The 21416-nt window shown below is 70.3% G+C and carries 25 protein-coding genes; 15 read left to right on the top strand and 10 right to left on the bottom strand.

Going from position 1 to position 21416, the window contains the following annotated elements:
- Positions 1-26: 26 nt before the first annotated feature.
- The 7 genes from WYO_RS04385 (at position 27) to WYO_RS04355 (ending at position 9189) form a co-directional block, all read left to right on the top strand.
- A complete protein-coding gene (locus WYO_RS04385; RefSeq protein ID WP_007559578.1) occupies positions 27-968 on the top strand; it encodes a D-2-hydroxyacid dehydrogenase in 942 nt (313 codons plus the stop codon).
- A 299-nt stretch (positions 969-1267) separates the two neighbouring features.
- Positions 1268-2131 (top strand): NADP-dependent methylenetetrahydromethanopterin/methylenetetrahydrofolate dehydrogenase, encoded by an 864-nt coding sequence (locus tag WYO_RS04380; protein ID WP_007559576.1) that lies wholly within the window; start codon positions 1268-1270, stop codon positions 2129-2131.
- 10 nt (positions 2132-2141) lie between these two features.
- Positions 2142-2783 carry a methenyltetrahydrofolate cyclohydrolase gene (gene fchA / locus WYO_RS04375; protein WP_007559573.1) on the top strand — a complete coding sequence of 214 codons (642 nt, stop codon included), beginning with the start codon at positions 2142-2144 and terminating at the stop codon, positions 2781-2783.
- Positions 2784-3021: 238 nt separating this feature from the next.
- The gene (locus tag WYO_RS04370) at positions 3022-4200 is read left to right on the top strand and encodes a malate--CoA ligase subunit beta (RefSeq protein WP_007559571.1); all 1179 of its coding nucleotides are present in this window, start codon (positions 3022-3024) and stop codon (positions 4198-4200) included.
- Positions 4201-4214: 14 nt separating this feature from the next.
- Complete coding sequence (gene sucD, locus WYO_RS04365) at positions 4215-5105, top strand: succinate--CoA ligase subunit alpha (RefSeq protein WP_007559569.1); 891 nt, start codon at positions 4215-4217, stop codon at positions 5103-5105.
- 242 nt (positions 5106-5347) lie between these two features.
- Positions 5348-8110 carry a phosphoenolpyruvate carboxylase gene (locus WYO_RS04360; RefSeq protein WP_007559567.1) on the top strand — a complete coding sequence of 921 codons (2763 nt, stop codon included), beginning with the start codon at positions 5348-5350 and terminating at the stop codon, positions 8108-8110.
- 107 nt (positions 8111-8217) lie between these two features.
- The gene (locus WYO_RS04355; protein ID WP_007559565.1) at positions 8218-9189 is read left to right on the top strand and encodes a CoA ester lyase; all 972 of its coding nucleotides are present in this window, start codon (positions 8218-8220) and stop codon (positions 9187-9189) included.
- An 81-nt stretch (positions 9190-9270) separates the two neighbouring features.
- Here WYO_RS04355 and WYO_RS04350 read toward each other — a convergent pair whose 3' ends face one another.
- The 4 genes from WYO_RS04350 to WYO_RS04335 form a co-directional block, all read right to left on the bottom strand.
- Complete coding sequence (locus WYO_RS04350) at positions 9271-10122, bottom strand: galactosyltransferase-related protein (protein ID WP_007559563.1); 852 nt, start codon at positions 10120-10122, stop codon at positions 9271-9273.
- Positions 10119-10712 (bottom strand): SAM-dependent methyltransferase, encoded by a 594-nt coding sequence (locus WYO_RS04345; protein WP_007559561.1) that lies wholly within the window; start codon positions 10710-10712, stop codon positions 10119-10121. Before WYO_RS04345 ends, WYO_RS04350 begins: the two co-directional genes overlap by 4 nt.
- Positions 10709-11446, bottom strand: a complete 738-nt coding sequence (locus tag WYO_RS04340) for a PIG-L family deacetylase (RefSeq protein WP_007559560.1) — start codon at positions 11444-11446, stop codon at positions 10709-10711. Before WYO_RS04340 ends, WYO_RS04345 begins: the two co-directional genes overlap by 4 nt.
- A gap of 154 nt (positions 11447-11600) precedes the next feature.
- On the bottom strand, positions 11601-11876 hold the full coding sequence (locus WYO_RS04335; RefSeq protein ID WP_047170744.1) for a helix-turn-helix transcriptional regulator: 276 nt from the start codon (positions 11874-11876) through the stop codon (positions 11601-11603).
- Between the two features lie 287 nt (positions 11877-12163).
- Here WYO_RS04335 and WYO_RS04330 point away from each other — a divergent pair, with 287 nt between their 5' ends.
- Together WYO_RS04330 and WYO_RS31455 are read left to right on the top strand one after the other, a co-directional pair.
- On the top strand, positions 12164-12682 hold the full coding sequence (locus tag WYO_RS04330) for an META domain-containing protein (RefSeq protein WP_007559556.1): 519 nt from the start codon (positions 12164-12166) through the stop codon (positions 12680-12682).
- Between the two features lie 127 nt (positions 12683-12809).
- Positions 12810-12974, top strand: coding sequence for a hypothetical protein (locus WYO_RS31455; RefSeq protein ID WP_007559554.1), 165 nt, complete (start codon positions 12810-12812; stop codon positions 12972-12974).
- 40 nt (positions 12975-13014) lie between these two features.
- Here the strand turns inward: WYO_RS31455 and WYO_RS04325 are convergent, their stop codons facing one another.
- Positions 13015-13194 carry a hypothetical protein gene (locus tag WYO_RS04325; protein ID WP_007559552.1) on the bottom strand — a complete coding sequence of 60 codons (180 nt, stop codon included), beginning with the start codon at positions 13192-13194 and terminating at the stop codon, positions 13015-13017.
- A 178-nt stretch (positions 13195-13372) separates the two neighbouring features.
- Positions 13373-13651 carry a hypothetical protein gene (locus WYO_RS04320; RefSeq protein WP_007559550.1) on the bottom strand — a complete coding sequence of 93 codons (279 nt, stop codon included), beginning with the start codon at positions 13649-13651 and terminating at the stop codon, positions 13373-13375.
- A 132-nt stretch (positions 13652-13783) separates the two neighbouring features.
- Here WYO_RS04320 and WYO_RS04315 point away from each other — a divergent pair, with 132 nt between their 5' ends.
- Positions 13784-14317: a gamma carbonic anhydrase family protein gene (locus WYO_RS04315; protein WP_007559548.1), complete on the top strand. Its 534-nt coding sequence runs from the start codon at positions 13784-13786 to the stop codon at positions 14315-14317.
- Between the two features lie 43 nt (positions 14318-14360).
- Here WYO_RS04315 and ppa read toward each other — a convergent pair whose 3' ends face one another.
- Both ppa and WYO_RS04305 read right to left on the bottom strand, forming a co-directional pair.
- Positions 14361-14894 carry an inorganic diphosphatase gene (gene ppa, locus WYO_RS04310; RefSeq protein ID WP_007559546.1) on the bottom strand — a complete coding sequence of 178 codons (534 nt, stop codon included), beginning with the start codon at positions 14892-14894 and terminating at the stop codon, positions 14361-14363.
- 111 nt (positions 14895-15005) lie between these two features.
- Positions 15006-15512, bottom strand: a complete 507-nt coding sequence (locus tag WYO_RS04305; protein WP_007559544.1) for a GNAT family N-acetyltransferase — start codon at positions 15510-15512, stop codon at positions 15006-15008.
- A gap of 216 nt (positions 15513-15728) precedes the next feature.
- On the opposite strand from WYO_RS04305, the gene WYO_RS04300 reads away from it, so the two are divergent.
- The 3 genes from WYO_RS04300 (at position 15729) to WYO_RS29700 (ending at position 17187) form a co-directional block, all read left to right on the top strand.
- Positions 15729-16454 carry a tyrosine-protein phosphatase gene (locus WYO_RS04300; protein ID WP_039902267.1) on the top strand — a complete coding sequence of 242 codons (726 nt, stop codon included), beginning with the start codon at positions 15729-15731 and terminating at the stop codon, positions 16452-16454.
- Between the two features lie 104 nt (positions 16455-16558).
- Complete coding sequence (locus WYO_RS04295; RefSeq protein ID WP_244424056.1) at positions 16559-16747, top strand: type II toxin-antitoxin system HicA family toxin; 189 nt, start codon at positions 16559-16561, stop codon at positions 16745-16747.
- Between the two features lie 32 nt (positions 16748-16779).
- Positions 16780-17187, top strand: coding sequence for a type II toxin-antitoxin system HicB family antitoxin (locus WYO_RS29700; RefSeq protein ID WP_007559539.1), 408 nt, complete (start codon positions 16780-16782; stop codon positions 17185-17187).
- A gap of 10 nt (positions 17188-17197) precedes the next feature.
- Here WYO_RS29700 and WYO_RS04285 read toward each other — a convergent pair whose 3' ends face one another.
- Complete coding sequence (locus WYO_RS04285) at positions 17198-18055, bottom strand: prephenate dehydratase (protein ID WP_007559537.1); 858 nt, start codon at positions 18053-18055, stop codon at positions 17198-17200.
- Positions 18056-18067: 12 nt separating this feature from the next.
- Positions 18068-18811, bottom strand: a complete 744-nt coding sequence (locus WYO_RS04280) for a 3-deoxy-manno-octulosonate cytidylyltransferase (protein WP_007559535.1) — start codon at positions 18809-18811, stop codon at positions 18068-18070.
- A 293-nt stretch (positions 18812-19104) separates the two neighbouring features.
- Between WYO_RS04280 and WYO_RS29695 the strand changes: the two genes are divergently transcribed.
- Both WYO_RS29695 and WYO_RS04270 read left to right on the top strand, forming a co-directional pair.
- Complete coding sequence (locus WYO_RS29695) at positions 19105-20073, top strand: cytochrome c family protein (protein ID WP_007559533.1); 969 nt, start codon at positions 19105-19107, stop codon at positions 20071-20073.
- A 94-nt stretch (positions 20074-20167) separates the two neighbouring features.
- The gene (locus WYO_RS04270) at positions 20168-21349 is read left to right on the top strand and encodes a multidrug effflux MFS transporter (RefSeq protein WP_128754944.1); all 1182 of its coding nucleotides are present in this window, start codon (positions 20168-20170) and stop codon (positions 21347-21349) included.
- Positions 21350-21416: the final 67 nt, after the last annotated feature.

Genomic DNA, 21416 nt, shown 5'->3' with positions numbered 1-21416 from the left:
ACCGCCCGTCGCCCGAGAGGGGATCCATGACGAAGAAAATCGTGTTCCTGGACCGTGAGTCCCTCGACGCGACGGTCCGGCCGTTCAGCTTCCCGCACGAGTATGTCGAGCACGACTCGACCTGGACGCCGGAGGACACGGTGGCTCGGCTCCAGGGGGCGGAGATCGCGCTGATCAACAAGGTCCCGATGCGGGCCGAGACCCTGAAGCAGCTCCCCGACCTGAAGCTGATCGCTGTGGCCGCCACCGGCACCGACGTGGTCGACAAGGCCCAGGCCAAGGCCCAGGGCATCACCGTCGTCAACATCCGCAACTACGCGTTCAACACCGTGCCCGAGCACGTGGTCGGGCTGATGTTCGCCCTGCGCCGGGCGATCGTGCCTTACGCCAACTCCGTGAAGCGGGGCGATTGGGCGAAGTCCAAGCAGTTCTGCTACTTCGACTACCCGATCTACGACATCGCCGGCTCGACGCTCGGCATCGTCGGCTACGGGGCGCTCGGCAAGTCGATCGGCAAGCGCGCCGAGGCGCTGGGCATGAAGGTCCTGGCCTACGACGTGTTCCCGCAGGACGGGCTGGTCGATTTCGAGACGATCCTGACGCAGTCCGACGTGATCACGCTGCACGTGCCGCTCACCCCCGACACCAAGGGGATGATCGGCGCCGCCGAGCTCAAGCGGATGAAGAAGAACGCCATCCTGATCAACACCGCCCGGGGCGGGCTGGTGGACGAGGCGGCGCTGCTGGCCGCGCTCAAGGACGGAACCATCGCGGGGGCGGGCTTCGACGTGGTCGCGCAGGAGCCGCCGAAAGACGGCAACATCCTGTGCGAGGCCGACCTGCCGAACCTGATCGTGACCCCGCACGTCGCCTGGGCCAGCAAGGAGGCGATGCAGATCCTGGCCGACCAGCTCGTCGACAACGTCGAGGCGTTCGTCGCCGGCAAGCCGCAGAACGTGGTGGAGTAGGGCTCGGGCTCTCCCTCCCCCCTCTGCGGGGGAGGGTGGCCCCCGGAGGGGGTCGGGAGAGGGGAGCGACGGCGCAGAAGCGGGCTGCGCCCCTCATGCCGGTCGCGCCTCTTCCGGAAGCCGGGTTCCCCTCTCCCGACCCCTGCTGACGCAGGGGCCACCCTCCCCCGCAGAGGGGGGAGGGAGACGCGCGGAGCCGAGTTCTGACATTTAGGTCGTCCGCTCCCCTCGAGATTGGGAACGGATCGAGAAGGCATCACGACGGCGCCTCACAGGCGCGACGGATAAGGTCAAAAAGCATGACAAAGAAGCTGCTGTTCCTGTTCGACACCGATGCCGTGCCGAACGTGTTCGACACGGTCGTCGGCTACGATGGCGGTGCCGACCACATCACCGGCTACGGCGGCGTGAATCCGGACAATGTCGGCGCGCTGGTCGATGGCACGATCTACACCCGCGGCGGCTCCGAGAAGAAGTCGACGGCGATCTTCGTCGGCGGCGGCAGCATGGCGGCCGGCGAGGAGCTGTTCACCGCCGTCAAGAAGCGCTTCTTCGGCCCGTTCCGGGTCTCGGTCATGCTCGATTCCAACGGCTCCAACACCACGGCCGCCGCCGGCGTCGCCCTTGTGGCCAAGGCCGCCGGCTCGCTTCAGGGCAAGACGGCCGTCGTGCTGGCGGGCACCGGCCCGGTCGGCATGCGCTCGGCCGCGCTGCTCGCCGGCGAGGGCGCCGAGGTGACGATCGCGGGCCGCGCCCTCGACAAGACCCAGGCCGCCGCCGACGCGATCAATGCGCGCTTCAAGGTCAACGTGAAGGCCGCCGCGACGCCGGACGAGGCCTCCCGCATCGCCCTGGTGAAGGGCAAGAACCTCATCTTCACGGCCGGCGCCATCGGGGTCGAGCTGCTGCCCGAGGCCGCCTGGGCCCAGGATCCGGCGGTCGAGATCGTCGCCGACTACAACGCCCAGCCCCCAACCGGGATCGGCGGCATCGAGGTGATGGACAAGGGCAAGGACCGCAACGGCAAGAAGGCGTTCGGGGCGCTCGGCATCGGCGGCCTGAAGCTCAAGCTGCACCGGGCCTGCGTCGGCCAGCTCTTCGAGAGCACCGAGCAGGTGCTCGATGCCGAGGAGATCTACGCGCTCGCCAAGTCGATGGCCTGAGGAGGCGCCGGTGACCGACACGCGTCCCCCCGAGACCGACAGCATCGAGACCTTCCTGACGGGGCTGGCGAGCGCCGCCCCGACCCCCGGCGGCGGCGGCGCGGCGGCGATCTCCGGCGCCATGGGCGCGGCCCTGGTCTCGATGGTCTGCAACCTCACCATCGGCAAGAAGAAGTACGTGGAGGTCGAGGCCGAGCTGAAGGACGTGCTCGCCCGGTCCGAGGGCCTGCGGGTCGTGCTCACCGGCATGATCGGCGAGGACGTCCAGGCCTTCGACGCCGTGATGGGCGCCTACGGCCTGCCCAAGGGCACCGACGACGAGAAGGCGGCCCGCGCCACGGCGATCCAGGCGGCGCTGAAGACGGCCACTGACGTGCCGCTCTCCTGCTGCCGGGCCTGCCGGACGGTGATCGACCTCGCGGCGATCACCGCCGAGAAGGGCAATCTGAACGTCGTCTCCGATGCCGGCGTTGCGGTGCTCTCAGCCTATGCCGGCCTGCGCAGCGCGGCGCTGAACGTCTACGTCAACGCCAAGGGGATCGAGGACCGGGATTTTGCCGACGAGCGGCTCCAGGAACTCGAAGGCCTGCTGGCCGAGGCCGGCGCCCTGGCCGAGAAGGTCTACGGGGTCGTCAAGGCCAAGGTGAACTGAACCGGACCGCACCCGCTACGGGTGTTGCAAATGGATCGACAGTGAAGGCCGGGTGCATCGGGCGCCCGGCCTTTCTTTTTTCCGGAATGCTGCGGTGCAATAGTGGCTCCGACGAGTTTTGCATCCGCGAAAAAGGCCGCCTGAACCGGCGGATCAAAAAATTTGACGGGCGTAATCTTCCCACTCAACTAAAGTAGACGGCGACAAACGGCGGCAACGACCGCGGAGGAGGCGCCGAATGGACGTCCACGAGTACCAAGCCAAGGAGCTGCTCGCGAGCTTCGGTGTGGCGGTCCCGAAGGGCGCCATCGCGTTCAGCCCGGACCAGGCGGTCTACGCCGCCACCGAGCTCGGCGGCTCGTTCTGGGCCGTGAAGGCGCAGATCCATGCGGGCGCCCGCGGCAAGGCCGGCGGGATCAAGCTGTGCCGGACCTACAACGAGGTCCGCGACGCCGCCAAGGAGCTGCTCGGCAAGCGCCTCGTCACCCTGCAGACCGGGCCCGAGGGCAAGCCGGTCCAGCGGGTCTATGTCGAGACCGCCGACCCGTTCGAGCGCGAACTCTATCTCGGCTACGTGCTGGACCGGAAGGCCGAGCGCGTGCGCGTCATCGCCAGCCAGCGCGGCGGCATGGATATCGAGGAGATCGCCGCCAACGAGCCGGAGGCGCTGATCCAGGTCGTCGTCGAGCCGGCGGTGGGCCTGCAGCAATTCCAGGCCCGCGAGATCGCCTTCCAGCTCGGCCTGAACATCAAGCAGGTCTCGGCCGCGGTGAAGACCATCATGAACGCCTACCGGGCGTTCCGCGATTGCGACGGCACGATGCTGGAGATCAACCCGCTGGTCGTCACCAAGGACGACCGGGTTCTGGCCCTCGATGCCAAGATGAGCTTCGACGACAACGCGATGTTCCGCCGGCCGGGCATCGCCGACATGCACGACCCCTCGCAGGGCGACCCCCGCGAGGCCCAGGCCGCCGAGCACAACCTCAGCTATATCGGGCTCGAGGGCGAGATCGGCTGTATCGTCAACGGCGCCGGCCTCGCCATGGCCACCATGGACATGATCAAGCACGCGGGCGGTGAGCCGGCGAATTTCTTGGATGTCGGTGGTGGTGCTTCTCCGGAACGCGTCGCGACGGCGTTCAGGCTGGTGCTGTCGGACCGCAACGTGAAGGCGATCCTCGTCAACATCTTCGCCGGCATCAACCGCTGCGACTGGGTCGCCGAGGGCGTGATCCAGGCCGCCCGGGAGGTGAAGATCGACGTGCCCCTGGTGGTGCGCTTGGCCGGCACGAATGTCGAGGCCGGCCAGAAGATCCTGGCCGAGAGCGGCCTCGACCTGATCACCGCCGACACCCTGTCGGACGCGGCGCGCAAGGCGGTCGACGCCTGCGACGCCGCCAAGAAGAACCGCTGAGGGGAGACCACGCCATGAGCATCCTCATCGACGAGACCACCCCGATCATCGTCCAGGGCATCACGGGCGACAAGGGCACCTTCCACGCCAAGGAGATGCTGGACTACGGCACGAACGTCGTGGGCGGCGTCACCCCCGGCAAGGGCGGGCGCACCCATCTCGGCCTGCCGGTGTTCAACACCGTCAAGGAGGCGGTCGCCGCTACGGGGGCCACCACCTCGATCACCTTCGTGGCGCCGCCGTTTGCGGCGGACGCCATCATGGAGGCGGCCGATGCCGGCCTGCGGCTGGTCTGCTCGATCACCGACGGCATCCCGGCCCAGGACATGATGCGGGTGAAGCGCTACCTGATGCGCTACCCGCGGGATCGCCGTACCATGGTGGTCGGCCCGAACTGCGCCGGCATCATCTCGCCCGGTAAGGCGATGCTGGGGATCATGCCCGGCCACATCTACCTCAAGGGCAATGTCGGGGTGATCTCGCGCTCGGGGACCCTGGGCTATGAGGCCGCCTCGCAGCTCAAGGAACTCGGCCTCGGGATCTCGACCTCGGTCGGCATCGGCGGCGACCCGATCAACGGCTCGTCCTTCCTCGACCACCTCGCCCTGTTCGAGACCGATCCGGACACCGACGCGGTGCTGATGATCGGCGAGATCGGTGGCCCGCAGGAGGCCGAGGCCTCGGCCTGGATCCGGGACAACATGTCGAAGCCGGTGATCGGCTTCGTGGCCGGGCTCACGGCCCCGAAGGGCCGCCGGATGGGCCATGCTGGGGCGATCATCTCGGCGGCCGGCGACAGCGCCGCCGAGAAGGCCGAGATCATGCGCTCCTACGGCCTCACCGTGGCGCCCGATCCCGGCTCCTTCGGCCAGACCGTCGCCGACGTGCTCGCCCGGGCGGCTTGACGCGACGCCGGATGCCAAGCGCGAGGTCCTCCCTCTCCCCTCTGCGGGAGAGGGTGGGCCGGCCGTCAGGCCGGGTCGGGAGAGGGGCAGCGCGACGGTAGCGGGTTTCACGCCCATCGCGCGCTTACCGGAAGCGTCGCTCCCCTCTCCCGACCCGCTTCGCGGGCCACCCTCCCCCGCAGAGGGGGGAGGGAGTGCGTCGCGCCGACCTTTGAAAAAACCGTGCGCCACGAGGTGGCTCCATGACCCGTACCCTTCACGCATCCCCCGGCCTCGCCGAGGCCAGCGCCTTCGCGCCGCCGGTGATCACCGGCACCTCGGCCGAGCAGGCCCTCGACATCCTGTTCCAGGCCCTGCTCGACGTCGCCCGCCGCCACGACCCCGATCTCGAGGCGGTGCTGCACGGCACGGCCGACATCTCGCGCTTCTCGCCGGAGATGCTGGCGCGTGCCCTCCAGGTGCAGGGGATCTGGTTCCACCTGATCTCGATCGCCGAGCAGAACGCCGCGATGCGCCGGCGCCGGCACGTCGAGCGCACGGAGGGGCGGGCCGCGCTGAGCGGGTCGTTCGCGAAGGTGTTCGCCGAGGCCCGCGCCAAGGGGATCGAGCCGGCGCAGATCCAGGCGCTGCTCTCCGACCTGCGCATCCGGCCGACGCTCACCGCGCACCCGACCGAGGGCAAGCGGGTGACGGTGCTGGAGAAGTTCCGGCGGATCTACCTCGTGCTGCGCGAGCTGGAGATGCCGCGCTGGACCGACCGCGAGCGCAACGGGCTCATGAACGAGCTGCGCGACCAGATCGAGCTGGTCTGGATGACCGGCGAGCTGCACCTGGAGAAGGCCACCGTCGAGCGGGAGGTCGCCTGGGGGCTGCACTTCTTCGACGAGACCCTGTTCGAGATGCTGCCCGAGACCATGGACACCCTGGAGGAGTCCCTGGCCGAGGCCTATCCGGGCACCTCGTTCAAGGTGCCGCCGTTCTTCCAGTTCGGCTCGTGGATCGGCGGCGACCGGGACGGCAATCCCTACGTCACGGCGGCGGTCACCCGGCAGGCGCTCCACCGCAATGCGCTGGCCTCGCTCAACCGCTACCGCGACGGCGTACACGAGCTCGGCCGGACGCTCTCGCTCACGGAGCGTGCGCTGCCGCTGCCGGAGACGTTCCGCCAGGAGCTCGACCGGCAGCTCGCCGAGAGCGGCCAGGCCCGGGCCATCGCCCGGCGCAATCCCGGCGAGCCGTATCGCCAGTATCTCACCTGCGTCCTGCGCAAGCTCGACGCGACCATCGCCCGCAACGAGGGTGAGCACCCGTCCGGGCCGGACTATGCCAGCGCCGACGGCCTGATCGAGGACTTGCGCACCCTGGAGCGGGGCCTGGAGGACGCCAAGTGCGGCGCGCTCGGCCGCGACCTGGTCCGGCCGGTCCGCCGCATGGTCGAGATCTTCCGCTTCTCCACGGTCCGGCTCGACCTGCGCGAGAACACCACCCGGACCACCGAGACGCTTCAGGCGCTCTGGCGCCAGCGCAACGGCGAGGGCGAGCCCCCGGCGCTCGGCTCGGCGGCGTGGCGGCAATGGCTCGACGCCGAGCTGGTCCGGCCCCGGGATCCGGAGCGCTCCTTCGAGAGCCTGCCCGACGCCGCCCGCGAGACGCTGGCGACCTTCGCGCTGGTGGCCGAGATGCGCGAATGCCTCGACCGCGAGGCGTTCGGCGCCTTCGTCCTGTCGATGACCCGGTCGGTGGAGGATATCCTCGGGGCCTACCTGCTCGCCAAGGAGGCCGGCGTGTTCCTCGACGCGGCGGGCCCCGAGATCCGTCCGGAAATCTGCCCGCTCGCGATCGTGCCCCTGTTCGAGACGATCGACGACCTGCGCGCCGCCCCGGCGATCATGCGCGAGCTCCTGGGCGTGCCGGTGGTGCGCCGCTCGACCCGCTGGCAGGGCGGGGTGCAGGAGGTGATGATCGGCTATTCCGACTCCAACAAGGATGGCGGCTTCGTCGCCGCCAACTGGGAGCTGTACAAGGCGCAGAGCAAGCTGACCCGGCTCGGCCAGGAGCTCGGCGTCGGCATCGCGTTCTTCCACGGCCGCGGCGGCTCGGTGAGCCGGGGCGGCGTGCCGACCCATCGGGGCATCATGGCCCAGCCGCCGGGCTCGATCCGCGGCCGGTTCCGCACCACCGAGCAGGGCGAGGTCGTCTCGTTCAAATACGCCAACCGCGGCACCGCCGCCTACCAGATGGAGCTGCTCGCCGCCTCGGTGTTCGAGCACGCCCTGGCGGGCGACGGCGAGCGGGCGAGTGTCGGCCACGACGACGCCCTGGAGGCGCTCGCCGGCGCCTCGCGGGCCGCCTATGTCCGCCTGCTCCAGACCGACGGCCTGGTCGACTATTTCCAGTCGGCGAGCCCGCTGGACGAGATCGCGCTCCTGAACATCGGCTCGCGCCCGGCGCGCCGGTTCGGCGCCCGCTCGCTGTCGGACCTGCGGGCGATCCCCTGGGTGTTCGCCTGGTCGCAGAACCGGCACGTGATCACCGGCTGGTACGGCGTCGGCTCGGGGCTGGCGAGCTTCCTCGAGGTGCGCGGCCGGGACGGCGAGGCGACCCTGAAGCGGCTGTTCCAGGAGTCGCGGGTGTTCCGCCTGGTCCTCGACGAGGTCGAGAAGACCCTGATGATGGTCGATCTCGACATCGCCCGCGCCTATGCCGGCCTCGTCCCCGACGCGGGCGTCCGGGACCGGATCTTCGCGATGATCGAGGCCGAGTACGCGCTGACCCGCGAGATGGTGCTGCGGGTGAGCGGCGGAACCGAGCTGGCCGAGCGCTTCCCGCTGTTCCGCGACCGGCTGAAGGGGCGGTTGCCGACGATCAACCAGGTCGGGCGCGAGCAGGTCGAGCTGCTGGCCCGCTACCGGGCCGAGACCGACGAGGACCGGCGCGAGGCGGTGAAATCCGCCCTGCTCTTGTCGATCAACTGCATCGCGGTCGCCTTCGGCTCGACCGGGTGAGGCGCGCCGCTCTGTCGCCCGCCGACCCGTGACCCATCTTGTTCCCGGAGGGCGATCCACACGCACCCCGGCGGCATAAGAACCGTTACCAGGAGAGAGAAACACCCATGAGCTTCACCCTGATCCAGCAGGCCAAGCCGCGCCTGCACCGCTCCGAACTCGCCGTCCCGGGCTCCAACCCGACCTTCATGGAGAAGTCGGCCCAGTCGGCGGCCGACGTGATCTTCCTCGACCTCGAGGATGCGGTCGCGCCTGACGACAAGGAGAAGGCGCGCACCAACATCATCCAGGCGCTCAACGACCTGGATTGGGGCAACAAGACCATGATGATCCGCATCAACGGTCTCGACACCCACTACATGTACCGCGACGTGGTCGACATCGTCGAAGCCTGCCCGCGGCTCGACATGGTGCTGATCCCCAAGGTCGGCGTGCCGGCGGACGTCTACGCCATCGACGTGCTGGTCACCCAGATCGAGCAGGCCAAGAAGCGCGAGAAGCAGATCGGCTTCGAGGTGCTGATCGAGACCGCGCTCGGCATGGCCAATGTCGAGGCGATCGCCCAGTCGTCGAAGCGCCTGGAGGCGATGTCCTTCGGCGTGGCCGATTACGCGGCCTCGACCCGCGCCCGCTCCACCGTCATCGGCGGCGTGAACCCCGACTTCTCGGTGCTCACCGACAAGGACGAGGCCGGCAACCGCCAGACCCACTGGCAGGATCCGTGGCTGTTCGCCCAGAACCGCATGCTGGTCGCCTGCCGCGCCTACGGCCTGCGCCCGATCGACGGCCCGTTCGGCGACTTCTCGGATCCGGACGGCTACCGCTCGGCGGCCAAGCGCTGCGCCGCGCTCGGCTTCGAGGGCAAGTGGGCGATCCATCCCTCGCAGATCGACCTCGCCAACGAGGTGTTCACCCCGTCGGAGGCCGAGGTCACCAAGGCCCGTCGCATCCTGGAAGCCATGCAGGAGGCCGCCAAGGCCGGCCGCGGCGCCGTCTCCCTCGACGGCCGCCTGATCGACATCGCGTCGATCCGCATGGCCGAGGCGCTGATCGAGAAGGCGGACGCCATGAAGGCGTGAGAGGCCTCGCCCTTCTCCTTGCGGAGAAGGGCGGCCCAACTTCGCGTCGCGGCCGGGATCACCGGTCGCGACGCGATCCGCTCAGAACGGCCGCGCATCCGGCAGGCGCGCCGCCGCCATCTCGGACGGCGTCGGGTCGCGGTAAACCGCGATCCCGTTCGACCGGTCCGGTGCGATCAGGCCGAGGCGCGCGAACCCGTCGAGCCAGCCGTCCATCGGCCAGAAGCCGTGGCGGGCGTGGAAGCGGGCGGCGTTGGCGACGATGTCGCGAAAATGCTGGAGCGGCGGGTCGTAGCTCGCATGGTGCTGGTGGTAGGCCCGGGGGCCGCCGAGGAACAGGATCGGCACATCGGCCGCGTCGGCCCGGAACGCCAGGTCGGTATCCTCCGCCCCGTAGCCGGAGAAGGATTCGTCGAAGCCGCCGATCCGGTCGTAGGTCGCGGCCCGCACCGCGAAGGCCAGGGACCAGAACAGGCCGGGCTGCGGTGCCGGCGCGACCCGGCCCGGGGCCGGGAAGGTGCGCACCGGGTGCGGATGGCCGAGCCTGTCGAGCTCGGCCTCGTCCCAGCCATCCGTGACCGCGCCGGCCGGCAGGTAGCCGATCTCGCAGCAGATCAGGGCGTCGTGCTCGGCGACCACCCGCGACAGGTCCGCGACCAGGCCGCGGGACGGGATGCAATCGACATCGAGGAAGACGAGCGTGTCGGTCCGCGCCGCCCGGCGCCCGGCATTGCGCGCGGCGGCGAGCGGCAGGCCGTCCCGCGGGAACGGGACGCGCTCGACCGGGAACGGCAGATCCGGCAGGGGCGCGTCGTCGCCGCCGATCTCCACGACGATGCAAGCTTCGGGTGGCGTGCCGCGCTCCAGGCCTTCGAGCAGCCGGGCGAGATGCGCGCCCCGGCCCTTGTTGAGGGTGATGACCGTGGTGCTCACGCCGCACCTCCCGCACGCAGCACATCGAGCCGGTATTTGTCGGTCCGGTCCTGATGCAGCAGGCCGGCGAACGGCGCGGCCTGCGCGATGAAGCTCTCGACCGCCTCGTCACCCGATTGCGGATAGTCGGTCTCGCCTATCCAGTGGACCAGCACGAGGTCGCCGCCGGGCTCGATCGCCCCGCCGACACGCCGAACCAGCTCGGTGAGGTCCGGCGGCGCGAGGAAATACAGGAATTCGGACAGCACGATCAGGTCGAACCGCCCCTCCGGCCAGTCCGCCGGCACGGCGCCCTGGCGGATCTCCACCGTCGGCCGGTCGGCGCAACGGGCCCGGGCGGCCTCGACGGCGGCCGGGATCAGGTCGCTCGCCAGGAGGCGGTCGCAGCGCTCGGACAGGGCCCGGGTGAACACCCCGATCGCGCAGGCCGGCTCGAAGGCGGCGCGGTAGCGCGGCCGTGGCAGGCAGGCCAAAGTCGCCGCGTATTTGTCGCGCTCGTAGGCCGAACTCGTGAACTTCCAAGGATCCGGATCGCTGGCGTAGATGCCGGCGAAGTAATCCGCCGGCATGGTCTGCGTGGCCCGGCTCATGCGGGGATCCTGACGAAGCGCTCGTAGGGGCCGCAGAGCCGGTCGATCATCGCGGGCTCCAGGCGAAAGCCCGTGGGATCGTCCGCGATCAGGTCGGTCGTCTGCGATTCGTGCGCCGCGACCGCGCGGGCCTTGGCCGCGCGATAGGCCGACACGTCGAGGCGCAGGCCGTCCGGCGCCGGCCCGACCTCGGTCTCCGGCGGCAGGGTCCAGCCCCAGACCGGGTATTCGTAGACCACAACTTTGGGCATGAGCGGCCGGGCCAGGCCGACGATGGCGGCGGACGCCTTGTGGTCGCAATGGGGATCGTGCCGCCAGGTCACGAACACCGCGCCGGCCTCGCAGGCGGTGGCAGCCTGCACGACGGCATGGGCGGCGGCCTCGGCCTCGGGGCCTGCACTCGGCACATGCGCGTCGGGCAGGCGCAGGAAGGTGACGGAATCCGCGGCGAGGCCGAGGATCGCCACGGCCCGGAGCGTCTCCGCCTCGCGCAAAGTCCGCAGCTTGTCCGGCGGGTAGAGCCGGGAATGGGTGTGCGAGCCGCAGCCGTCGCTGACCACCACGAGGCGCACGTCGCGGCCGGCGGCGCGCGCCGCGGCGATCAGGCCCCCACAGCCCAGGCTCTCGTCGTCGGGATGGGGCGCGACCACGACGAGGCCACCGCGCGCCACCAGGCTGTCGAGATCCGCTACCGGAAGCGCGTCGGCCGCCGCCAGGAAAGCGTCGGCTCGCATCAGCGTGCCCCCGCCATGACGTGCACCTCGGTTCGGATGGGGCGGTCGAGAAGAACGGTCACGGATCCCTCCTGGGACGACGTGCGGATCGAGCCCCCCGGCTATCGGCCCCGGCGGCTGAACGCGTCATGACCGGGACCGCCCATGGCAGGCCCTACCGATCGTTCTCGGTGGTCAGGGCGCCGAGCCGGACGCCCTCGTCGGCCGTGGCCTGGGCGGCCAGGTGGACGCCGGGATTGGGCGCGTCGTCGAACACCGCGCCGGCGGTGCACAGGGCGCTGCGCAGGGCCTCGATCTGCCCGCTCGGCGGATCGCCGTAGCCGCTCTCGAAGTCGCGCACGAATTGCTCGTCCAGGCCGACCTTGGCGGCGAGGTCTGCCTCGGACCATCCGAGCAGCCCGCGGGCCGCCCGCGACTGCGCCGGGCTCATCGCGAGCGCGCTCGCCCCGGCCTGGCCGCTCTCGTCCGATCCCGCCACGTCGTCCTCCATCCCGTCGCTCGTCACTGTACGATGATCGACAACGATAACGGCCGCCGATCGGTTCAGGGCGCCGCCCGATGCGCCGTGACCATAATTGTGCTGAAATTCGGTCGCATCCGCGGGGGTGTATGGATTCGGGGCGGCCTCGACGCGCGAATCGTGGGCGTCGGGGGCATGATGCGCCGCCGAATGGACGACGAGCTGAGCGCCGTGCGCGCGAGAGTAGGGGCAGAACGATGAGAGCGGTGCTGATCGCCACCTTGGCCTGTGCCGTGATGGCCGTGGACCTGACCGCAGCGACGCAGGCCCAGGCCCAGATGGGCGGTGGCGCGCCCACGGGCTTCGGCCGCGGCAACCGCCGCCCGGGCGGCGAGGAAGAGAAGAAGCCGCAATACGTGCCGGGCACCAAGGCGAGCGAGAAGATCTTTCCGCTCGACTCGACCTGGACGGCGGTGAGCCTCAACGGCAAGCCGTTCACCGGCGGCGACCGGCCGAGCTTCATCATCGACAAGCAGTACCGCGCCCGCGGTTACGGCGGCTGCAACACCTTCGCGGCCACCGCCTTCCCGCTGAAGGATCAGCACCTCGCGGTCGGCCCGCTCGCGCTCACCAAGAAGAGCTGCGACAAGAGCCTCGCGGCCTCCGAGCAGGCGTTCTTCGTCGCCCTGCGAACCGCGGCGGTGTGGGATCTGGTCGGCTCGCAGCTGGTGCTGAAGAGCCCGAACGGCGAGCTGAAGTTCGACCGGGCGCTCTGAGGCCCGAGATCCCCGGCCGGAAGTCGCCTTAAGGGCGGATTCACCACGCCGCACGAACCCGGGCCGTCGATTCAGACGGCCTTGAGGGCCGCCGCGATTTCCTCCTCGTGCATCGAGGAGGCGGCGGATGGCCATCGGGATTGGTTTCGGGCGCGAGCAACCCCTGCGCCCCGGCGTAGCGCCGCCCCTGCGGTTCAGCGCACCCCCCGCCGTGCATGCCGGTGCGCTCTGGCTCGCGGCCGCGGCGCCGGTGCTGGCGACCCTGCTGCTGATCGCGCGACTTGCCGTCTGACGCTCGCGCGTCCGGCACGACCCTCAGCGGCGGGCCCCGGTCATTCCGCGTCTTGCGTCTCCGCGTCCTCGTCGCCTTCGGATGATGCGCTCGGCCGCGCCGCATCCTGGGCGTGCGCCATGACCGGCGGGAACAGGACCGCCAGGCCGGCGGCGACGCCGTAGAGAACAGGGTCAGCATTCAGGCCCGATTTGGGCGGCATAAGATCCTCGTTGATCATGATATGACTTCCGGTCTCGCGCCTTTGCGAGCAACGGTCCATGTCGACCTGTTCGCTTTAGAGCCGTTCGAGCATGGTCAATGCTGCGCCCCGCGTTTCGTTGCCGCAGGGCGATGATTTTTTTCTCGGCCTGATCTGGGGATCCATCCGCGATGACACCGTGGATCTTGCCGGGTGCTCAGCCGCGCCGCCGGAGGATGGGCCCGAGCGGCGCTTCCGGGATGCGGCAGGCGGCCGGCACCACGCTGAGGATCACGGCGCTGGGGCAGCGCGCCTGGCAAGTCTGGGCCGCCGTGATCTGATCGCGCCCGCAGGCATCGGCGAAGCAGAAGGTGGCGAGGTCCTCGCAGGTGGCCCGAAAGCCGCCGGCCGGCGCGCCGTCGTGCCAATCCGCCGCCGTGGCGGCTTGCGCCAGCAACAGGGCCGCAAGGCCGATCGATGCCGTGATCCGCTTCACGCCGCGCCTCGCTCACGATTCGCCGGTGACCCTACATTGGCAGGCGGGCCGGACCTGTGCCATTCCGGCGACAGGCGATGTGCCTCGTCGGCCTCGACGCCGACCGATCAGCCCCGGGACGGAAAGCCAGCCATGCCGCTCTACGCCCTCGACGACCACGCGCCGGACCTGGCCGATCCCGATCGCGTCTGGATCGCTCCGGACGCCCAGGTGATCGGCCGCGTCCATCTCGGCGTCGATGTCGGCATCTGGTTCGGCGCGGCCCTGCGCGGCGACAACGAGCCGATCCGCATCGGCGACCGCACCAACGTTCAGGAAGGGGTGATCATGCATGTCGATCCCGGGTTCCCGCTGGTGATCGGCGCGGATGTCACCGTGGGCCACGGCGCGATCGTCCATGGCTGCACGATCGGCGACGGCAGCCTGGTCGGCATGGGCGCGACGGTGCTGAACGGTGCCAGGATCGGCCGGGGCTGCCTGGTCGGGGCCAACGCGCTGGTCACCGAGGGCAAGGAATTCCCGGATCACAGCCTGATCGTCGGCGCCCCGGCCAAGGCCGTGCGCACCCTCGATGCCGCGGCCGTGGAGGGCCTGCGCCAGGCCGCCCTGCGCTACGTCGAGAACGCCCGGCGCTACAAGGCCGGATTGCGCCGCATCGACGGGTGAACGAAACAGGCCGCCCCGAACGGGAGCGGCCTGCTGGTCGATCTTACTTCTTGGCCTTCGCCCGCTCGATCGCTTCCTCGATCAGCCGGTGGGCCTCTTCCTTGTCGCCCCAGCGGACGAACTTGACCCACTTGCCGGGCTCCAGATCCTTGTAGTGCTCGAAGAAGTGCTGGATCTGCTGGATCGTGATGTCGGGCAGATCGGTGTAGTTCTCGACACGGTCGTAGCGCTTGGTCAGGTGGCGGGAGGGCACCGCGATGACCTTCTCGTCCTCGCCGCCCTCGTCCTGCATCACCATCACGCCGACCGGGCGGGCGCTGATGATCGCGCCGGGCAGCACCGCCCGGGTATTGGCGACCAGCACGTCGCAGGGATCACCGTCGCCCGACAGGGTGTGCGGGATGAAGCCGTAGTTCCCGGGGTAGAACATCGGCGTATAGAGGAACCGGTCGACGACCAGCGCGCCGGATTCTTTGTCCATCTCGTACTTGATCGGCTCGCCGCCCAGCGGCACCTCGATGATGACGTTGACGTCGTGCGGGGGCTTCTTGCCGAGCGGGATGGCGTCGATGTTCATGGCGTATCGCTTCCGGGATGCGGCTTGCACCGCTTCCCCGACCTCTTAGATGCCTGGCCGTGCGATGCAAATCAGTATCGGCGCGGGGCCGGCGACGAGTCCCAGGAAACGTTAGCTGAACAGGTATCCGACCTTGGGCAGCGCGACGCCGGCGACCCGGTCCAGCACCCGCGGCCCGGCCCGGCCGCCCAGGCCCTCGTAGAAGGCGCCCGCCCGGGCGTTGTCCTCCAGGCTCCAGACGCCGAGCCGGGTCAGGCCGTGATCGGCAAGGTCGTTGCGGACCGCCTTGAACAGGCGGCGACCGAGGCCGACGCCCTGGTATTCCGGCAGCAGGTAGAGCTCGTCGATCTCCGCCTCGGTGCCGAGCGCCCGGCTGCGGGTGCGCCCGTAGGCGGCGTAGCCGACCACACGCTCCCCGGTCTCGACCAGGGCGATCGGGCGGCCCCGGCGCAGGGCGCTGCGCCACCAGGCCCGGTCGCGCCCGGCGATCAGCCGCTCGAGGGCCACCCCGGGGATGATGCCGCGATAGGCCTCGCGCCAGGAGGCATCGAACACCGTCGACAGGCTGCCGAGATCGGCCTCGCGAGCCCGCCGGATGCTCGTGGTGCGCGTGCTCATGGGCTTCCGGCCTTCCCCCGTCGACCGTCGGATAACCCGCGCGGCCCGCCCAGGTTCGATCCCGATCCGGGCAGAGTGAAGGCAAGATCGGCGCCGGTTTTTCGGAACATTCCGTTCGTGGGCGGCGACGCGGCGCGGATGCCGGCCCGACAGGCGAATTGCCGGGCTTCCGGGCGGCTGTTAGAGCCGGCTCCCGATTCCGCGGCAGTCCTGAACGTGTTCAACCGCTTCCTCAAGCCCGAGACGCGCTACGCCCGCCGCATGGCCCGGATCGCCCGGTTCGAGCGGCCGATCGCCGGCCCCGGCGACCGGCTGCGGGCCTGGGCGAATATGCTGCTGATCGATCACGGCGTGTTCCGGCTGGCCTATCTCAACCGCCACCGGGTCGGCTCGGGCCGGCTCTGGCGCTCGGCCCAGCCGGGGCCGCACCAACTCGCGCGCTTCCGGGCCGAGGGCGTGCGCACGATCATTTCCCTGCGCGGCGGCCGCGAGCACGGCTCCTGGCCGCTGCAGCGGGAGGCGTGCGAGCGCCACGGGCTCACCCTGGTCGAGTTCGTCCTGCGCTCCCGCGAGGCCCCCGACCGCGCCACCCTGCTGGCCGCCAAGGACTTCTTCGCCGGCATCCAGTACCCGGCGGTGATGCACTGCAAGTCGGGCGCCGACCGGGCCGGGCTCGCCTCCGCCCTTTACCTGATCCTGCACGAGAACCGCCCGGTGGCCGAGGCCGCCCGGCAGCTCTCGGCCCGTTACGGCCATCTCCGCTTCGCCAAGACCGGCATCCTCGACGCGTTCTTCGCCCGCTACCTGGTCGAGGGCGAGGCCAAGGGCATCGATTTCCTGACCTGGGTCGAGACGATCTACGACCCGGAGGCGCTCAAGCGCGACTTCCGGCCGGGATTCTGGTCGGACCTGGCCGCCGACAAGGTGCTGCGACGGGAGTGATCGGGCGGGACGCTCCTGATCGTCCACCGCTTGCTAAAATTACACACGCGTTCCACATTTTAGTGGCGATGCGGCCCGCCCGCGCGCTCTGGGTTCCCGCTGGGATGGTGCTCGTGGATTCGCGTGATCTGATCCGCATGCTCGTGGCGGATGGCTGGATCTGGCATTCAACCACCGGGAGCCATCGGCATTTCAAGCACCCAATGAAGCCCGGCAAGATCACGATCCCTCACCCGAAGAAGGATATGCATCCCAAGACGGTGAGATCCATCCTCCGGGCTGCCGGCCTGTGATCGGACCCTCCTTTCGACGAGGAATCAGGGACATGACCCCATATATTGGCCTGATCCATCCGCCGATCGGCACCTCTGAGTGGGGTGTCACATTCCCGGACGTGCCGGGTTGCACCTCCGGCGGCCCAAGCTTCGAGGCCGCCGTCGAGTCCGCCCGCGAAGCGCTGTCGGGGCATCTCGCCATGTTGGCCTCGGATGGAGTGGCACCCCCATCCCCCCGGACGCTGGCCGAACTCCGTGCTGACCCGACCCTTGCGGAAGATCTGGAAGGCGCGATGGTCCAACTCATCGTACCGCGGCGCGTCCCGGGCGAACGGGTGCGCGTCAACATCATGATCGACAAGGGTCTTCTGCGCCTGACGGACGAGGCGGCCGAGGAGAGAGGCCTCAGCCGGTCGGCCTTCATCGAGGCGGCCTTGGTCAGCGCGGCCGAACGTTGAATTCAGGAGCCTACTCCGCCGCTGGCCGCGCCGCCTCTCGGAACGGATTGGCCGGGTAGGTGCCGACCACCCGCAGCTCGCGCGAGAAATAGCCGAGCTCTTCCAGCGCCCGGGCGAGGCCCGGATCCTCGGGGTGGCCGTCCACCTCGGCGTAGAACTGCGTGGCGGTGAACTCGCCGTCCATCATGTAGCTCTCGAGCTTGGACATGTTGACGCCGTTGGTCGCGAAGCCGCCGAGCGCCTTGTAGAGGGCGGCCGGGATGTTGCGCACGCGGAACACGAAGCTGGTCACGCACGGGCCGGTCCCGGCTTCCACCGGCTCCGGCTCGGGGGAGAACACCACGAAGCGGGTGGTGTTGTGCGCCTCGTCCTCGACGTCGCGCTCCAGGATCTCGAGGCCGTAGACCTCGGCGGCCAGCGCCGGCGCCAGGGCGGCCCGGCTCGGGTCGCCGATCTCGGCGATCTCGCGCGCCGCGCCCGCTGTGTCGCCGGCCACCACGGCCTTCAGGCCCAGCCGGCGGACGATCCGCCGACACTGGCCGAGCGCGTGGACGTGGCTGTGGACGGTCCGCACGGTCTCCAGCGCCGTGCCCGGCAGGACCATCAGCTGGAAATGGATCGGCAGGAAGTGCTCGGCCACGATGTGCAGCGGCGAGGTCGGGATCAGGTGATGGATGTCGGCGACCCGGCCCGCGATCGAGTTCTCGATCGGGATCATCGCCCGCTGCGCGCGGCCCTCCGTGACCGCCGCGAAGGCGTCCTCGAAGGTCGGGCAGGGCAGGGGCGTCCAGTCCGGAAACACTGCGGCGCAGATGATGTGCGAGTTGGCCCCGGGCTCGCCCTGGTACGAGATGGTGCGGTCGGTCATCGGGAATGCGGTTCAGTTCAGGCGGCGGGCCTGGAGGAGGGCGCGGGCGCGCTCCAGGTCGGCGGGGGTGTCGACGCCCAGCGGCAGGTCGTCGACGATGACGGCATCGATGCGCATGCCGGCCTCCAGCGCGCGCAGCTGCTCGAGCTTCTCCCGGGTCTCCAGCTCCCCGGGGGGCAGGGCGACGAAGCGGGTCAGCGCGGTGCGGCGATAGGCGTAGAGGCCGATATGGTGCCAGAGCGGACCCTCGCCCCAGGGGGCGCGGGCGCGGGTGAAGTAGAGCGCGCGCAGGCGGCCCGGGCCGACGCTGTGGCCCACGAGCTTGACCACATTGGGGTTGTCGGCCTCGTGCGCGTCGGTGATCGGCGCGCAGAGCGTGACGATGTCCACGGTCCGGTCCGAGAGCGGGCCGATCGAGGCGCCGATGATCGCCGGGTCGATGGTCGGCAGGTCGCCCTGGACGTTGACTACCACGTCGTGGCGTCCCTCGGGGTCAATGGTCTCCAGCGCCTCGGCGAGCCGGTCCGAGCCGGACGGGTGGTCGGCCCGGGTCATCACCGCGATGCCGCCGGCCGCCTCGACGGCCTGGGCGATCGCGGCGGTGTCGGTCGCCACCACCACGGGGCCGATCCCGGCCTCCATGGCCCGGCGCCAGACATGGACGATCATCGCTTCGCCGGCGATCTCGGCCAGCGGCTTGTTCGGCAGGCGCGTCGCGGCCAGGCGGGCCGGAATCAGGACGAGGGGATCGGACATCGGGGATCGGCGATCGGGCGGGGGCTCGCGGCGGAGCGCGGCTGCTTAACAGGCCTGCCGGCGGTTGTCGTCCCTGGCGCGGGCGGGGCTCCGCGTCTCGCGATCCGGCAAAATGATGCCGCTGGGTGACAAGCTGGGCGATTTGGCACGGGGGTTTTGCCCCGCGACGGTACGGATCCCCCCACCACCATTGTCAAGATCGTGCCGGAACGGCTAAGCACCCTTGAAATCTTCCAAGGTCCTGTGTCCCGGCGTGTCTGCCTGTGACGGCACGGGCAGATCGAGAGAAGAGCATGAACTCGTTCGAAGTGAACAAAGTGCTTGGTGCCGTGCTCGGTGCCCTGTTGTTCGCGGCTGGATCGGGTTTCGTCGCCGAGCTGATCTACCATCCGAGACCTGCGGGCAAAGCCGGCTACGACCTGCCCGAGCCGGAGCCGCAGACCGCCGCCGCGACCCCGGAGGCCAAGGTCGAGCCGATCGCCGTGCGGCTCGCCAGCGCCAACGTCGAGAAGGGCGAGGCCGGCACCAAGGCCTGCCGGGCCTGCCACAATTTCGAGAAGGGCGGCCCGAACAAGGTCGGCCCGGACCTCTACGGCGTGGTCGAGCGCCCGAAGGGCGGCCATGCCGGTTTCGAGTACTCGGCGGCCCTGAAGGGCAAGGGTGGCACCTGGACCTACGACGACCTGGACGCCTTCCTGGCCAGCCCGAAGGGCTACGCCCCGGGCACCAAGATGGCGTTCGCCGGCATCGCCTCGCCGCAGGAGCGCGCTAACGTCATCGCCTACCTGAACAAGAACGCCGACAGCCCCAAGCCGCTGCCCGCCGTGGAGAAGACCGAGGCGAAGCCCGAGGCCGCCCCGGCGGCCGCCAAGCCCGAGGACAAGCCTGCGCCCGCCGCCGAGGACAAGCCCACCGCCGCCAAGCCGGCCGCCGGCAAGGGCTCCGAGGGCAAGGACAGCCCGGCCAAGCCCGCCGACGTCAACACGGCCAAGCCGGTCGAGGAGAAATCCGCCGGCAGCCCGCGTGCGCCGAGCGAATCGAGCGACCGCAACGCCCCGGCCCCGCCGGCGGGCGCCCATGACGGCGACCAGCAGGGCACGCCGTCGAGCGCGATCCCGGCCGAGCCGACGGCCCCGTCCGCCCCGGCCGCCAAGGAGCCGCCGGCCCAGGCCAATCCCGAGGCGGTGGACCGGGCCAAGAACCTCGAGGTCGACGGCCCGACCAAGGACCTGAACGCGCCGCTGCCGACGCCGAAGGAGTAGCGGCGGCGCACCGGCCGGGCCTCAGGCCCGGCCTTTGCCTTTAGGCGTCCGCGACCCGATGTCCGTCCGGGTCAGACACCGCGAAGGAATCCGCTTGCCCGATCGACGTCTGGATCCGGAGGGGCGCCGGGCGCCCCTGCCGCTGCTCGTTGCCGTGACCATGACCGGCACGGTGGCGCTGCACATCTTCGTGCCCGCGCTCGCCACCGCCGCCGCCGACCTCGGCACCACGACGGCCGCCGCGCAGCTCACCATCACGGTCTACCTGATCGGGCTCGCGGGCGGCCAGCTCCTGTACGGCCCGCTCTCCGACCGGTTCGGGCGGCGTCCGATCCTGATCGGCGGGCTCGGCCTCTACCTGGCCGGGCTGCTGCTGGCGATCCCGGCCCAGAGCATCGGCGTGCTGCTGGTGGCGCGGGTGCTGCAATCGCTCGGGGCCTGCGGCTCCCTGGTGATCGGCCGGGCGATGGTGCGGGACGTCTCCACCCGCGAGGACGCGGCCAGGAAGCTCGCGATCCTCACCACCGCCATGACCCTCACCCCCGCCCTGGCCCCGGCGATCGGCGGCGTGGTAAACGAGGTGTTCGGCTGGCGCGCGGTCTTCGTGGTGCTCGCCGGGATCGTCGCCCTGCTGGGCGCCCTGGTGGTGTTCACCCTGCCGGAGACCAACCGGCACAAGGTGGCGCTGCCCGGCTTCGTGGCGATCCTGGCGGGCTATCTCCGGCTGGTGAAGATCCCGGCCTTCCGCGCCTACCTGGTGGCCGGGTCCTGCGGCGGCACCAGCCTCTACGCCTTCCTGGCGGTGGCGCCGTTCCTGCTGGTCGACCGGCTCGGGCGTTCCTCGCAGGAGGTGGGGTTCGATTGCCTGATCGTGGTGTTCGGCATGGTCGGGGGCGCCGTGCTGGCGAGCCGGCTCGCGAGCCGCGTGCCGATCCGCAAGGCGGCGCGCAGCGGCAACCTGCTCTGCATCGCGTCCGCCCTGGCGCTGCTGCTGGTCGACCGGACCGGGATGCTCGGCGTCGTCAGCCTGATCGTGCCACTCTTCGCCTACGCGGTCGGGGTCGGCCTGCTGAGCCCCAACGCGGTGGCCGGGTTGATGAACGTCGATCCGCATGCGGCGGGCTCGGCCTCCAGCCTCTACGGTTTCACGCAGATGACCTTCGGGGCCCTGTTCACGGTCGCGGCCTCGGCCTGGCCCGCGACCTCGGCGACCCCCGTGGCCCTGGCGCTGCTCACCGCCGGGCTGATCGCCGCCCTGGCGCTGCGGCGGGCGTGACTGTCTGGGGTGGCGACCGGTCGCGGGTCCGAGCCCTGCGCGGTCGCGTCGCGTAAGCCGGCCTTGG

The sequence above is a fragment of the Methylobacterium sp. GXF4 genome (genome assembly GCF_000272495.1).
GTDB lineage: Bacteria > Pseudomonadota > Alphaproteobacteria > Rhizobiales > Beijerinckiaceae > Methylobacterium > Methylobacterium brachiatum.
The sequence above is the reverse complement of the archived record's forward strand: the minus strand, read 5'-3'. Positions and strand labels throughout refer to the sequence as shown.